Origin of the sequence: Paraburkholderia caffeinilytica (assembly GCF_046030355.1) — a bacterium.
Classification (GTDB): Bacteria; Pseudomonadota; Gammaproteobacteria; order Burkholderiales; family Burkholderiaceae; genus Paraburkholderia; species Paraburkholderia caffeinilytica_B.
In genome coordinates this window covers 31,508-46,069 of the sequence record NZ_JAQQCQ010000038.1, presented here as the reverse complement: position 1 = coordinate 46,069, position 14,562 = coordinate 31,508, and the positions used below count along the sequence as shown (strand labels likewise).

9 protein-coding genes are annotated in these 14,562 nt (G+C 63.8%); all 9 read left to right on the top strand.

Annotation, left to right across the window (positions count from 1 at the left end):
- Positions 1 to 129: 129 nt before the first annotated feature.
- Entirely contained in the window at positions 130 to 2,430 is a 2,301-nt protein-coding gene (locus PQQ95_RS34815) for a TonB-dependent siderophore receptor (protein ID WP_408446466.1), read from the top strand.
- A 37-nt stretch (positions 2,431 to 2,467) separates the two neighbouring features.
- On the top strand, positions 2,468 to 3,427 hold the full coding sequence (locus PQQ95_RS34810; RefSeq protein ID WP_408446464.1) for an iron-siderophore ABC transporter substrate-binding protein: 960 nt from the start codon (positions 2,468 to 2,470) through the stop codon (positions 3,425 to 3,427).
- Positions 3,424 to 5,463, top strand: coding sequence for a Fe(3+)-hydroxamate ABC transporter permease FhuB (gene fhuB / locus PQQ95_RS34805; RefSeq protein WP_408446461.1), 2,040 nt, complete (start codon positions 3,424 to 3,426; stop codon positions 5,461 to 5,463). The genes PQQ95_RS34810 and fhuB overlap by 4 nt, the downstream gene beginning before the upstream one ends.
- A gap of 329 nt (positions 5,464 to 5,792) precedes the next feature.
- Positions 5,793 to 8,534, top strand: a complete 2,742-nt coding sequence (locus PQQ95_RS34800; RefSeq protein WP_408446460.1) for a winged helix-turn-helix domain-containing protein — start codon at positions 5,793 to 5,795, stop codon at positions 8,532 to 8,534.
- A 153-nt stretch (positions 8,535 to 8,687) separates the two neighbouring features.
- Positions 8,688 to 9,827 (top strand): acyl-CoA dehydrogenase family protein, encoded by a 1,140-nt coding sequence (locus tag PQQ95_RS34795; protein ID WP_408446458.1) that lies wholly within the window; start codon positions 8,688 to 8,690, stop codon positions 9,825 to 9,827.
- 26 nt (positions 9,828 to 9,853) lie between these two features.
- Positions 9,854 to 11,041, top strand: a complete 1,188-nt coding sequence (locus tag PQQ95_RS34790) for a lipid-transfer protein (protein ID WP_408446455.1) — start codon at positions 9,854 to 9,856, stop codon at positions 11,039 to 11,041.
- 158 nt (positions 11,042 to 11,199) lie between these two features.
- Positions 11,200 to 12,357: an acyl-CoA dehydrogenase family protein gene (locus PQQ95_RS34785; protein ID WP_408446453.1), complete on the top strand. Its 1,158-nt coding sequence runs from the start codon at positions 11,200 to 11,202 to the stop codon at positions 12,355 to 12,357.
- A 27-nt stretch (positions 12,358 to 12,384) separates the two neighbouring features.
- Entirely contained in the window at positions 12,385 to 13,386 is a 1,002-nt protein-coding gene (locus PQQ95_RS34780; protein ID WP_408446450.1) for an acyl-CoA dehydrogenase family protein, read from the top strand.
- 87 nt (positions 13,387 to 13,473) lie between these two features.
- On the top strand, positions 13,474 to 14,268 hold the full coding sequence (locus tag PQQ95_RS34775) for a crotonase/enoyl-CoA hydratase family protein (RefSeq protein ID WP_408446447.1): 795 nt from the start codon (positions 13,474 to 13,476) through the stop codon (positions 14,266 to 14,268).
- Positions 14,269 to 14,562: the final 294 nt, after the last annotated feature.

The window sequence follows — 14,562 nt, the reverse complement described above, 5'->3', positions numbered from 1 at the left end:
CCTCGCGCTACCTCGTCAGCTATCTTATTTTGCACTTCACGACAACACGCTGGCAATGAGAATAGTAATGATTCTTAATAGCGTTCTTGTGCTTGGGGAGGCTTTCTTTTAAATGAACTGGAACACAATATGAATCGGGGAACGGAATCCACGCGCCAAACGGGATTGGCTCGTCGCGAGCAGGCGAAGCGCTTCGCCTGCTTCCGGCTGGTGCCCATTGCGGCGAGCCTGATGCTCGCCCACGCCGGGCACGCCCAGTCGCTGCCCGCTGGCGCGGCCGACGCCACGGGCGCGGCAGGCGGAGCGGGCAAGTCTGAGCCGCGCGCGCTGTCCGCTGCCGCGTCGGATACGGCACAGCTGCCCACCGTCAGCGTGAGCGACAGTCGCGCTCGCGAAACCGGCACGGGACCGGTGGCCGGCTACGTGGCGCATCAGAGCACGGCGGGGACGAAGACGGACACGCCGCTCATCAAGACGCCGCAAGCGGTGTCGGTTGTCACGCGCGACCAGATGGACATCCAGAACGTACAAAGCGTGGCGCAGGCGTTGCGTTATACGTCCGGGATCAGCCCGGAGCAGCGGGGCACCAACACGGATTCGCTGGAGTATCTATATGCGCGCGGCTTTCTCGTCGATGAATTCTGGAATGGTCTGCGCACGCCGGGCCCGGCCGGCGGCTTCGGCTACAACGTCACCAGCTTCGATCCGTATATGTTCGAACGGATCGAACTGGTGCACGGACCGGCCTCGGTGCTCTACGGCCAGGGATCGCCCGGCGGGACGGTGAATCTCGTGAGCAAACTGCCGACCGCCGAACCCCTCCACGAAATCGGCATTCAGACCGGCAGCTACGGACGCCTGCAAGGTTTCTTCGACTTCAGCGGTCCGATCGATCAGGAAGGCAAGGTGCTCTACCGCTTGACGGCCGACGGCTTCAACACGGGCACGCAAACCGACTACGTGAACCAGCAGCGTTTCGCCATTGCACCGACCATCACGTGGCGTCCGACCAAGGACACCACGTTGACGGTGTTCGCCAACTATCAGGCCGATCCTGAGGCGGGCATTTACAACTTCGTGCCGGTGGTCGGCACGATCCAGACCGGCATGGCCCAATTGCCGCGCAGCTTCTATCCGGGCGAGCCGACCTTCGACAGTTTCCGCAAGACCCAGGAGTCGATCGGGTATCAACTGGACCACCGTCTCAACGATATCTGGTCGTTCAAACAGAGCTATCGTTTCCTGCACAACAGCCAGACGGTGCAGTACGTGGCCGACGACCTCGGCTACGTGAACAACGGCACGGCGCTGGCGCGGGAAGCGTATCTGAACCGCGGCATGGTGAACTCGCATACGCTCGACAACCAGGCGACGGCGCGCTTCGGGACAGGACCGGTTTCGCATCAGGTCACGGTGGGTCTCGATTACCAGAACACGCAGTTCAACCACTATTTCTTCGGTTCCGCGGACGACAGCACACCGTCGCTCAGCATCACGAATCCGCAATACGGGGTCGCGATTCCGTATCCGACGTTCATGTTTGCGACGTCGAACGCGCAGTCGATCAAGCAACTCGGCACGTATGCGCAGGATCAATTCGACATTGGCCGCTGGTCGTTCCTGCTGGGCGTGCGCGAAGACTGGACCAACGAAGACGTGACCTCGTACAAGACCGGTGCGACAACCAGCCAGTTCAACCGCGCGTTCACGTGGCGGGCGGGTGGCGTGTATCGCTTCGATAACGGCATTGCGCCGTATGCGAGTTATTCGAAATCGTTCCAGCCGCAAGTCGGCTCGGACTTCACCGGCAAGTCGTTCGATCCGACTACCGGCGAGCAATACGAAGTCGGCGTGAAATTCCAGCCGTCCGGTTACAACAGCTTTGTCACCGTGTCGGCGTTTCACCTGACGCAGCAAAACGTCCCGACCACGGATCCGGTCCATACCGGCTTCCAGGTCCAGACCGGCGAAGTGCGCTCGCAGGGTTTCGAGGTGGAAGGACACGCGAGCCTGACCAACAACCTGCAACTGATTGCGAGCTACACCTACACCAATCTGCTCAACACGAAGAGCAACACGGCCAATCTCAACAAGGTGCCAATCGGTATTCCGCGCAATACGGCATCGCTGTGGGCGGACTATACGCTCGGGGCGGGGCCGCTTGCCGGACTGCAACTCGGCGGCGGCGTGCGCTTCATCGGCGGTTCATATGGCGATACGGCGAATACGCTGCTGACTTCGTCGGCGACGTTGATCGATCTCGCGGCGCGTTACGATCTGGGCCGCTCGTTTGCTTATCTGCGCGGCTGGACCGCGTCGCTCAACGCAAGCAATCTGCTCGACCGCCATTACGTCGCGTCCTGCAACAACGGTTCATGCAACTGGGGCGAAGGGCGGCTCGTGCTGGCAGGGTTGAAATATCAGTGGTGATCGTCCTCATGCATTCCGCGCCTGCGGGACTTAATCGATGAACCGGCGCGCATGGCTGGCCGGATTGCTGGGCGCGGTGTCGACGGCGGCTGTCGCTGGAACGGGCGGCCGTCTTGCGGCATCGCCGCCGCAGCGCATCGTCGTACTCGACTGGGCGTTGACGGAGATGCTGTTATCGATCGGCGTGGTGCCGGTCGGCGCAGCGAATACCGCAGGCTTTCTACGCAGCTTTCCTGCCAGTACTCTGCCGCGCTCCGTGGTCGATCTTGGGCTGATGTTCCAGCCGAATATGGAGTTGCTGCTGTCGTTGAAGCCGGATCTCATCGTCGTCTCGCCGGCTCATGCGGCACTGTGCACGTCGCTCGAACGGATCGCGCCGACCGTCACGTTCGGCCGCTACCGGTCGAGCGCGACGCCGTACACCGACGCGCGCGCCGAAACGCTGCAGCTCGCCCGCATGCTCGACTGCGTACCGCGCGCCGACGCATTGCTGGCGCACGCCTCGAACGTGCTCGACGAGGCACGCGCGAGGCTGGCCGCTTTGCCTCGGGTACGCGACACACCGCTTTATATGGTGCGTTTTCTCGACGAAACGCATCTGCGTGTGTATGGCTTGCACAGTCTGTTCGGTGAACTGTTTGCGACTCTCGGACTGCGGAACGCATGGCAGGGCGCGACCCGTTCGGGTGCCTATGCAACGATTGCGTTCGACGCGCTGAGGCCCGCATTCGGTACGACGCTGCTCTATCAGAAACCGTTGCCCTTATCCGTGGTGAATATGATGAACACGAGTCCGCTGTGGGCGGCCCAGCCGTTCGTGAGGAGCGGCCGACTGATCGGTATGCCGGCCGTGCCGGCTGAGGGGAGCGTGGCGTCGGCGATCTATTTCGTGCGCGTGCTGGTCGACGCGCTCGAACAGGTGACGCCGCACCACAGTCTCACCGCCACACCGTCGCTCTCCGACGCGCGCGACGGTGCGCGGGAGGGCAGGGCATGATGCGCGTCGCGACGGTACATGTCACGCCCGCGCGGCGCGCGCCGTGGCTGCCGGTTTGCCTGCTGATGGCGCTGGCCGTGCTGCTCACGCTCCATCGCCTGGAAGACCGCTTGCCGCTCACGTTGTGGTGGCAAGCCTTAATCGCCCCTGACCCCGCGGACCTGCGGCAAGTGCAGATGCATTACAGCGAATTGCCGCGCATCGCCGTCACGTGGCTATGCGGCGCGGCACTCGGCATCAGCGGTGTGGCGGCTCAGCAGGTTCTGCGCAATCCGCTCGCCGAACCGATGACGCTCGGCATTTTTCCGGGCGCCTACCTCGCACTTGCGCTCGCCAGTGTCTACGCGCCGGGCCTGCTGGGTTCGGGGCGGGACACTGTGGCGCTCGCAGGTGGCGGCGCCGCGCTGGCGACCGTTTTCCTGCTTGCCGCGCGGCGCGGCATCTCACCGCTCGCGCTGATCCTGGGCGGGATGATCGTCAACCTTTGTTGTGGCGCATTGAGTCTCGCGCTGGCCATTTCGCATTACGATCTGTTGAGCGGACTCATGATCTGGGGCGGCGGCTCGTTCTCCCAGCAGGACTGGCATATCGCGCTGGCACTGCTGGTGCGGCTCGTGCCCTGCGCGGGTTTGTTGCTGCTATGCCTGCGTCCGATGACCGTGTTCGGCGCGGGCGACGCGGTTGCCGGCAGTCTCGGCGTATCGTTGCGCGCGACGCGCGGCGCGGCGCTCTTCCTGACGCTGCTCGTGACGGCTTTCGTCGTGAGCGCGGTCGGCGTGATCGGTTTCATCGGCCTCGCCGCACCGGCGCTTGCGCGGCTGGCCGGCGCACGCCGCCTGCGCGACCGGATGCTATGGGCGCCTTTGTGCGGCGCCGCTTTGCTGTGGCTGGCGGATCAGCTCACGCAGCAGGTGTCGAGTCTGTACGGGATGACGCTGCCGACCGGCGCCGTGACCACCTTGCTGGGGGCGCCGCTGCTGCTGGTGATGTTGCGGAGCGTGAAGGGACGTCCGGACCTCACGGCCGCACCGATGCTGCAATCGGGGACCCTCTCGCCACGCGCGACGCGTGCGGCGATCGGCGGCAGCCTGTTGCTTCTGCTGCTGGTGTCCGGGCTGTCGCTCAGCGTAGGACGCGACTTGAGCGGTTGGCACCTCGGCAACGTCGGCGAAATTGCCGGCTTGCTGTTTCTGCGCCTGCCGCACGTGGTGGCCGCAGCAGGAATCGGTGTGCTGCTCGCGCTCGCGGGCGGCATCATCCAGCGCATGACCGGCAATCCGATGGCGAGTCCCGATCTGCTCGGGATTACCGCCGGCGGCGCGTTCGGCCTGATCGGCGCGCTCTTTCTCACCGCGCAGCCGGGACTGCCCACCTACCTGATGTGGTGTGCGTGCGGGTCGATAGCGACACTGGGCGTGCTGATCCTGTTCGCGCGTGGCTCAGCCTACGCGCCCGACGCGCTGGTACTGGCCGGTGTGACGATCAGCGCAGTGTTTCAGTCGGTCTCGACGATTGCCATGGCGAGCGACGACCCTCGCGTCATCGTGCTGTATAACCTGCTCGCCGGTTCCACCTACAACGTCAGTGCGACGGCCGCCGGCATCGTCGCCACGGTCGCGCTCGCGGCGCTTGTCGCCGTGCCGTTCTGCCGGCGCTGGCTGGACATCCTGCCGCTTGGCGCAGCGGTGTCGGGTGGTCTCGGCGTCGACGTCGCCACGGCCCGCTTTGCGTTGCTGATGATGAGCGCGTTGTCGACCGCGGCTGCTACGCTCGTGATTGGCCCGCTCTCGTTTATCGGCCTGATGGCGCCGCACATGACGCGTTTGCTCGGTGTGCGACGCGCTATGCCGCTGCTGTTCGTGTCGGCTGGTTTTGGCGCCACGCTCATGGTCGCGTCTGATTGGCTCGGGCGTTGGGTTCTGTTTCCGCAGGAAATGCCGGCTGGTGTAATGGCGACTTTGCTGGGTGGTGGGTATCTGATCGTCGCGATGCTCTGGCGCGGCACGCGCAATCATTCTGCGTCACAGGATCGCTAACCGTGACCGTATGCAGGTCACGGTATCCCCACGGGGCACGCTTTCTTTTCGATACGACGACCGCGCCAATGAGTGGCGAGAGGCGCTCGCGACCGGCGCCATGGTCGGGAAGCATCTCGCTTGCCATGGTTTTCCGCTTCGGATTCGACGCAGGGATCGTGAGGCCAGAGGGTACTCGCGGAGGCTACCCACCCGCATCGGGTGGGTAGCCTCCAAATTGCACCGGAGCGCGGCGTTGCACTCTTATACTCGGATCCAATGCGGTTCGTGGTGACGGCACAGATCGCCTGACTCTGCTCACGTCCTTTGTTTTCTTCAGTTTTCCCAGCATGTCCGATTCCGGTGAACATTCAGTCGACGTGCGCGTCCCGCCCAGACCTGCGTTCGAGGCGGTGACGGGCACGAGGCTGATTCCACCTCGTGGCGCGCGGCAACTCATGCCGCGCGAAGCTTTGATGGCGCGCCTGCTCGAAGCGCGGCGACAGCGTTGCGTGGTGATCCAGGGGCCGGCGGGCAGCGCCAAAACCAGCACGATGCTGGCGCTGAGGCAGGCCATGCTGACGCTGGACTACGACGTGGCCTGGCTTTCGCTCGCTCCCGAGGACGACGACCTGACCGCGTTCTTTCATGGCCTGCTCGCAAGCCTGGCGACCGTGGACCCGGCGATCGCGCGCGAAGCGGAATTGCTGGTCGGCCGCGAGAGCGACGAGACCGCGGTCGAGCACTGGGTGATCACGCTCGTTCGCGGTATCGCGTGCCGCAAACGCGAGCTGGTCCTGATGATCGACGACGTTCATTACCTCCAGAACGCCAGGATTCTCGAAGCATTGCGCTGGCTGCTCGACTACGCACCGCCGCAGCTTCACGTCGTGCTGGCTTCGCGGCGGGCGTTGCCCGTCTCGCTGGCGCGTCTGCGCTCACAAGGCCTGGCGACAGAGATCGATCGACAGGACCTGCGCTTTTCGGCCGAAGAGTCAGAGCGGTTCCTGCGCGAGCAACTCGGTGATATCGCAAAACGGGACGTGCAGGTCGTGCATGAACTGACGGACGGCTGGGCGGCGGGCCTGCAATTGTTCGCGATCGACCTGAAGACCCGGAAAGGCGCGGCCTTCGCGCCTGCGACGGTGCGTGATGCCGAAACCTTCGCGTGCTACTTCGAACGCGAGGTGCTGGTGCGCGTTGCTCCCCAGGATCTGCTTCTGCTCACTCGCGCGGCGCTATGCGAACGATTTTGCGCACGCCTCTGTGCAAGCTTGATGCGGCATCCATGCACCGTTGGCGACGTCGCCTCCCGGCTTGGCCGCCTGGAAGAGGACAACCTGTTCATCACCCGGATTGGCGTGGGACAGGACGGCGAAACGTGGTATCGCCTGCATCCTCTATTGCGGGAAGTCCTGCAGCGCCGGGTCGCCGAACGCCCGGCTGCGGAATTGCGCGAACTGCATGCGGTGGCCTGGCAGTGGCTCAGCGCGCAAGGGTATGTCGACGAAGCCGTGCGACATGCCGTCCTGGCAGACAACGCGCAGGCTGCTGCGGACCTCGTGGAAGGGTGTGCGCACGATCTGCTTGCGCGAGGCGAACTGCGGCAGCTGGCGGGTCTGGTGCGCCGGTTGCCCCCGGTGCAGATTGCGGGGCGCTTCGATCTGCGCGTGATCACGGCCTATCTGCAAATGTATGCGGGCGAAACCGGCGCGCTGACGCAGAGCATTCAACAGATCGCTGCGCGTAGCGAGCGGCCGGATCCGCGTCAGCGCTACGCACTTGCGCTGCTTCGCGGCGGCCTGGCGCTACAGCGCGACGATACGGATTCGGTCGTGGCGCTTTTGCCGGAGCTGCAGCGCGTCCCGCCAGACGCGGACGATTTCACCCGCGTGGGTCGCGGCAACATCCTCTCGTGGATGTTCATCCATCGTGGCGAGTATGAACAGGCTCGCAAGGTTCTGGAGGAGGGGACGCCGCATGGCGGCGCGCCGCGCGGCCTCCTGCTCGGCCGTTGCATGAGCGGTATGACGCATGCCGCCGAAGGGCAGGTGCTACTCGCCGAACGGGTTTTCTGCGACGTGCTGGCGGTAGCAGAGAAACAGGGATCGGCCTATGTCGGCATTGCGTGTATGGCCACGGCGTTGCTCAGTGAGGCGCTTTACGAACTGAACGATGTCGATGCGTCACGCAGACTGCTGGACGAACGCATCGACGTCCTGGAGCGTGTGTCGATTCCCGACACGGTCTTGCGGGCGCTCGTGGCGCTCGCCAGCGCGCACTGGTGCGCGGGCCGTCGGCTCGAGGCACGTGACTGCCTCGAGCGACTCGAAGACCACGCGAAGCGTCATGGTGTGGATCGTCTACTCGCCAACGCACTCTGTTTGCGCTCACGCTGGCTGCTGGAAGAAGGCAGTCTCGATGAAGCCGAGGCGGCGTTGTTGCGCTGCGAAGCGCTGGCGGCGCGTGATGCCGGCGCGGTACGCAGCACGGCCTGGGAAATCAGGGTCTGCGCCGATCTCGCGCGCATTCGCATGTGTCTGCATCTGAATGACTTCGACGGCGCGATGAGCCGGCTGAAGCCACTCAGTGCGTTGTCCGAAGCAGGCGGGCGCTGGTGCCGCGCTGCCGCGCTGCGCTTGCAGATGGCGATTGCCGAACAGGGGCGCCACAACGACAGAGCGGCGCGCGAGCATCTGGTGGAGGCTTTGCGTATAGGCCACCGGCTGGGGCTGATGCGCAGCCTGCTGGACGAACTCGGCGAGTGCCGCCAAATCCTCGAAGGGTTGCCGCTGGAAGCGGGCTTCGATCCTGTGCTGGGCTTCTACGCACAGCGACTGATCGACGCCGCGCAGGCAGCGCCAAGCCACCCCAAAATGGCTGCGGTGCACGTGCCGATCCAGTCGCTCAGCGAACGCGAAAACGAAGTGCTGGGTCTGCTCGCGCTTGCGCTGCCCAACAAGAAAATTGCCCGCGTCATGGACGTTTCGCTCGATACGGTGAAGTGGCACCTGAAGAACATCTACAGAAAGCTGGACGTGACCGGCCGTGATGGCGCCGTCGCCAGAATGCGCGACGCAGGGGCGCGCTAGCCGCTTGCTCACTCGCGTCCTTCCACCTGCCCGTCCCACTCCATAGGGGTAGGCTTGCTCCCCGCTACTGCCACGCACAATGCGTTCATGGAAGCAGCCGGCCGATGAATCCGGTCTGCGCTGTCAACGCATTCAATCGATGAGGAGCGTGCGGTGGAAGTCAAGCGTAATGTGTATCGCGAGGATCACGAGATGCTGCGTGAAACTGCGCGGCGTTTCTTCGAGCGTGAGTGTCTGCCGCGTCAGGCTCAGTGGGACGAGGCCGGCTGCGTCGATCGCGAGACCTGGCTGAAGGCCGGACGGGAAGGTCTGCTGTGTGTGACCGTGCCGGAAGAATACGGCGGTGGAGGCGGCGATTTTGGCCATTCGGCGATCGTCGCGGAAGAGTTGCATCGCGCGGGCGTCTCGGGTTTCAGCTATTCCGTGCACTCCGATATCACCGCACCCTACATCGTGCGGCTGGGCACTGAAGAGCAGAAACGCAACTGGCTGCCGCCGATCTGCCGGGGCGAGAAGATCCTCGCAATCGCGATGACCGAGCCCGGCACCGGCTCCGATCTGAAGTCGATCCGCACGACCGCGGTACGCGACGGCGACGACTACGTCATTAACGGCAGCAAGACCTTCATCTCGAACGGGCTGAACTGCGACATGGTGGTGGTGGTCTGCAAAACGGATCCGTCGGCAGGCGCCAGAGGCGTCAGTCTCATCATGGTCGAAACCGGCCGCGAGGGTTTTCGCCGTGGCCGCAAGCTGGAGAAGGTGGGCCAGGCTGCTGCCGACACCGCGGAACTCTTCTTCGACAATGTGCGCGTACCGGCGAGCAACCTGATCGGCAACGAGAATGGCGGTTTTATCCACCTGATGGAAGAGCTGCCGCAGGAGCGCCTGATCATCGCGGTGTATTGCGCTGCGAAGCTGGAGCGGCAACTCGAACTGACGTTGCAATACGTGAAGGACCGCCGCGCGTTCAATCAAACCGTGTGGGACTTCCAGAACACCAAATTCAGACTGGCCGACGTCAAGGCTCAGGCAGTCGCAGTGCGCACGCTGGTCGACTACTACATCCGCGAGCATATGGAGCGCAAGCTCACGCTGCAGGAGGCGGCCATCGCCAAGCTGTTCGCGACCGAAGCGATGTGGAAGTGCATCGATGAAATGGTCCAGTTGCATGGCGGTTACGGCTACATGCTGGAGTATCCGATTGCCCGCGCTTTCGCCGACATGCGCGTGACGCGCATCTTTGGCGGGACCAGCGAAGTGCTGCGGGATCTGATCTCGCGCAAGCTGTAAGTCGCCATATCTTTTAAGGAAGCATCATGAGCGAAAAAGTGTTGGTGGCGGGTGTCGGAATGATCCAGTTCGCCAAACCGGGCGCGAGCCAGAGCTATACGGAGATGGGCGCCGAGGCGACCCGCCGCGCGCTGGCCGACGCGGGCATTGCCTACGATCTCGTGCAGCAGGCGTTCGCAGGCTATGTCTACGGGGACTCCACGTGCGGCCAAACCGCGCTGTACGAAGTCGGCATGACGGGCATTCCGATCGTCAACGTCAATAACAATTGCTCGACGGGGTCGACCGCGCTCTATCTCGCGCGTCAGGCGATCGCCACGGGCGATGCCGACTGTGTGCTGGCCCTCGGTTTCGAACAGATGCAGGCGGGCGCGTTGAAGTCGCACTGGGACGACCGGCCGGTGACGCGCGCGCGGTTCGTGCCGATCATGCACGGCCTCACCGCGGACCTCGCGCATCTGCCGCAGGCGCTGCGCACGTTCGGCGGAGCGGGCCGCGAACACATGCAGCGCTACGGCACGCGTATGGAAACCTTTGCTGCAGTGCGCGCCAAGGCGAGCCGTCACGCGGCGAACAACCCGCTGGCGCTGTTTCGCAAACAGGTGACGATCGAAGACGTGATGAACGACACCGTGCTGATGCCCGGCGTGATGACGCGTCTGATGGCCTGTCCGCCCACGTGCGGCGGCGCGGCGGCGATCCTCGTTTCGGAGAAGTTTGCAAAGAAGCACAACCTGCGCACGGATGTGCAGATCGTCGCGCAAGCGCTGACCACCGATCCGCCCGCGTCGTTCGATCCGCCGTCGATGCTCAATTACGTCGGCACGCACATGACGCGCTCTGCTGCGAACAAGGTCTACGAAAAAGCCGGCATCGGACCGGAGGACATCGACGTGTGCGAACTGCACGATTGTTTCGCGCACAACGAAGTCATCTGTTACGAGTCGCTCGGGTTTTGTCCGGAAGGCGGCGCGGAGAAGTTCGTCAGCGACGGCGACAACACGTATGGCGGGAAAGTGGTGATCAATCCGTCGGGCGGCCTGCTTTCCAAGGGGCATCCGTTGGGTGCGACCGGTCTTGCGCAGTGTTACGAGTTGACCCATCAGTTGCGCGGCACCGCCGATCAAAGACAGGTGCCGGGTGCGAAGCTCGCGCTTCAGCACAATCTGGGTCTTGGTGGCGCGTGTGTGGTCACGTTGTACGGCAAGCATTGAATCGCATGCACCGCACGGCACACACTGAATGACGGGCACAGCGTTCCGGCGAAAACTCACGCAGCAAACTGAACCGACGATTTTCCATGCAACAGCTTGGCAAGAACGCGGATTCATAGCCCGTAGCGGTGAGGCGACTAAAAAATCTGGAGTGAGACGTGAACCACCTGTTGGATGCTTTCCACCTGACGGCGCTGCCCGCCGCAGCAGAAGCCTTCCGCGCGGAAGTGAAGCACTTTCTTGACGAACACCTGCTGCCGGCACCGGCCGACGTTCGTGCCCGTTCGTGGATGGGCTTCGACGCGGACTTCAGCCGACGTCTCGCGGCGCGCGGCTGGATCGGACTGACCTTGCCGCCCAGTTACGGCGGCGCGGGCATGGACGCGTTCCGCCGCTTCGTGCTGGTCGAGGAACTGCTGGCCGCGGGTGCGCCGGTCGCAGCGCATTGGATCGCCGACCGTCAAAGCGGTCCACTGATCTTGCGCTACGGCACCGACGCGCAGAAGGACTTCTATCTGCCGCGCATCTGTGCCGCGAGCGCATTCTTCTGCATCGGCATGAGCGAGCCTGACTCGGGTTCCGACCTCGCGAGCGTGCGCACGCGTGCGGTTCGCTGCGAAGGTGGCTGGCGTCTGACCGGCCGCAAGATCTGGACGACCAACGCGCAGCACTGCCAGTACATGATCGCGCTGGTGCGCACGTCAGGCGTGCCGGAAGATCGGCAGAAGGGCCTGTCGCAATTGATCGTCGATCTCTCTCTGCCGGGCATGACCGTGCGTCCGATCGAGGACCTCACCGGCGATGCCCACTTCTCCGAAGTGACGTTCGACGACGTCTTGCTCGCCGACGATGCATTGATTGGCGACGAGGGTGCCGGATGGCAACAGGTGACGGCGGAACTCGCTTTTGAGCGCAGCGGTCCCGAAAGACTTTACTCAAGCGTCGTGCTGCTCGACTGCTGGAGCGCGCATCTGCGACGCCACGGCGCGAACGAGGCCGAACTCGCCTTGCTCGGCAGCTTCGCGACACAATTGGCTACTTTGCGCTGCCTGTCGATCGCGGTCACGGCGAGACTTGCGCACGGCGAAAGCCCGGTCGTCGAGGCGGCGCTCGTCAAGGACATCGGCACGGAATTCGAGCAGGCCATTCCCGCGCAACTGGAGGCCGCGATCAGCGCGGATCCCGCACAAACCATCGACCCCGAGCTCTATCGCACGGTGGCCTACCTCAGCCAGATTTCGCCGACCTTCTCGCTGCGCGGCGGTACGCGCGAGGTGCTGCGCGGCATGATCGCGCGTGGTCTTGGTTTGCGCTAACCCATCCGGATCAGGAAGGAAACCTGCATGTTTACCGAAGCCATCGAAGCTATCCTGCGCGACCACGCTACATCCGAAGCAGTCTGTGCGATCGGGAAAGGCGGTGCGTCCGCGTCTATCTGGGACGCCGTGGAGGAGGCCGGATTTCTGGCGTTGCTGACACCTGAAAGCGCGGGCGGCGCTGGGCTGTCGCTGTCGGCCATCGCGCCGGTTTTCACGGCCTTTGGACGCTATGCGGTACCCGTGCCATTCGCACAGAGTATCGCGGCGCGCGCGCTACTGCGCGACACGGAGGTCGCGGCGCCTGCCGGCATGACGGCGCTCGCTGGCGCGTGCCGTCGTCGCGAGGACGGCTCGCTGGAGGCGCCTCAGGTGCCGTTCGGCATGACCTGTGATCACGTGCTGGCCAATGTCGACGGTGATCTGCTGTTGCTTGATGCAGCGCGAGCCGAGCGCAAGGCAAGCGGTGTGCACGGCAGTGTTAGCGGCACGCTCGACTGGCGCCGTGACGCCGTTCCGTTACCGTTTGGCTCGAATGGGGAAGAGGTGTTGCTTTTCAGCGCGGCGATTCATGCGACTGCTATTGCCGGCGCGATGGATCGCGTGTTCGCAATGACCTTGCAGTACTGCAACGATCGCTCGCAATTCGGCAAGTCGATAGGCAAATTCCAGGCCGTGCAGCATCAGTTGAGCGTGATGGCCCAACAGGTGGCGTCGGCGAGTATGGCGTCCGAATTGGCGTTCTCCGGCGCAGGCGCCGCGCCCGAAAGACTCGCGACGGCGATCGCCAAAGCGCGCACGAGCATGGCGGTGCCGCTGGTGGCGTCGACGGCGCATGCGTTGCATGGCGCGATCGGCGTCACCGCCGAATATGATCTCCAACGCTATACGCGCAGGCTGCACGAATGGCGCATGGCGGATGGCTCGGAGGCGTTCTGGAATCGCATGGTGGGGAAGGCGATTCTTACGCAGACGCAAGCGACGATCGTGGACTTCGCGCGAACCGCGCCGTACGGCATCGCTGTCTGAGCGAGCGAACAGGCAACGGCTGGTCTGTCTGCGCCTCACGAACGCAGAGGGAAAACCTTCACAGCAGCATAGACGCTGAGATATCCAATGAACGAATTTCTGAACTACGAGCAGGACGAACACGTCGTCACGCTGACGATGAACGAACCGGAACGGCGCAATCCGCTCACCGGCAACACGGCCGTGCAGGAGTTTCTGAGGGCGATTGCACGCATCGAAGCCGACCGCTCCGTGCGGGCCGTGATCCTGACGGGCGCGGGTACGGCGTTCTCATCGGGCGGCAATATCCACGACATGGAGCGGCATGCGTCGGGCAGCGTGTCCGGTATGGAGATTCGCCAGGACTACCGGTGCGGCATTCAGCAACTGCCGCTGGCGCTGTTCAATCTGGAGGTGCCGGTGATCGCCGCGGTGAACGGCGCGGCGATCGGCGCGGGGCTCGATCTCGCCTGCATGTGCGACATCCGCATTGCGTCCGAGCTTGCAAAGTTCGCGGAGAGCTTCGTCAAGCTGGGCATCATTCCCGGCGACGGCGGCGCGTGGTTGTTGCCGCGCATCATTGGTTTGTCGCGCGCTGCGGAGTTGACCTTCACCGGCCAGATGATCGATGCGCAACAGGCGCTCGAATGGAATCTGGTTTCCCATGTCGTGCCGCACGATGCGCTGCTCGCAACCGCGCAGGGTCTCGCGCGCTCGATCGCTGCCAATCCACCGCACGCCGTGCGGCTCGCCAAGCGATTGCTGCGCGAAGGCATGCATTGCCGTCTGGATACGTTGCTCGAAATGTCGGCCGCGTATCAAGCGCTTTCGCATCAGACGGCCGATCATCGTGAAGCCGTCGCCGCGTTCATTGAGAAACGATCGCCGTCGTTCAAGGGATAGTGCGGGCGTGGATCGTGCACAGCACGATACCGCAGCCTGTGCGATAGCGTCGCAAGACGGGCGGCGAGGTTGAGGCAAACCTCGCGTTGCCCGGCTTTGCCCGGATGATTGCGACACCCGCGTTCTGACCGCCAACAACCACTTCGTCAATACCGCGCGGTCAATAGACCCATTCGCCACCCGGCCAGGGTGGTTCGCTCCTGCAACTGTTCTGGTTTACTTCCACTTGGGCAATCCCGGTTTAAAGGCCGGTGCCGACTCATAGCGGTGTGTTCGCACGCCGTCATGCAAAAA

What these genes read in the sequence shown, in the direction of transcription:
- PQQ95_RS34815 (WP_408446466.1), top strand. Translation starts at nt 130, where the DNA reads ATGAATCGGGGAACGGAATCCACGCGCCAAACGGGATTGGCTCGTCGC.
- PQQ95_RS34800 (WP_408446460.1), top strand. Translation starts at nt 5,793, where the DNA reads ATGTCCGATTCCGGTGAACATTCAGTCGACGTGCGCGTCCCGCCCAGA.
- PQQ95_RS34775 (WP_408446447.1), top strand. Translation starts at nt 13,474, where the DNA reads ATGAACGAATTTCTGAACTACGAGCAGGACGAACACGTCGTCACGCTG.
- PQQ95_RS34780 (WP_408446450.1), top strand. Translation starts at nt 12,385, where the DNA reads ATGTTTACCGAAGCCATCGAAGCTATCCTGCGCGACCACGCTACATCC.
- PQQ95_RS34790 (WP_408446455.1), top strand. Translation starts at nt 9,854, where the DNA reads ATGAGCGAAAAAGTGTTGGTGGCGGGTGTCGGAATGATCCAGTTCGCC.
- fhuB (WP_408446461.1), top strand. Translation starts at nt 3,424, where the DNA reads ATGATGCGCGTCGCGACGGTACATGTCACGCCCGCGCGGCGCGCGCCG.
- PQQ95_RS34810 (WP_408446464.1), top strand. Translation starts at nt 2,468, where the DNA reads ATGAACCGGCGCGCATGGCTGGCCGGATTGCTGGGCGCGGTGTCGACG.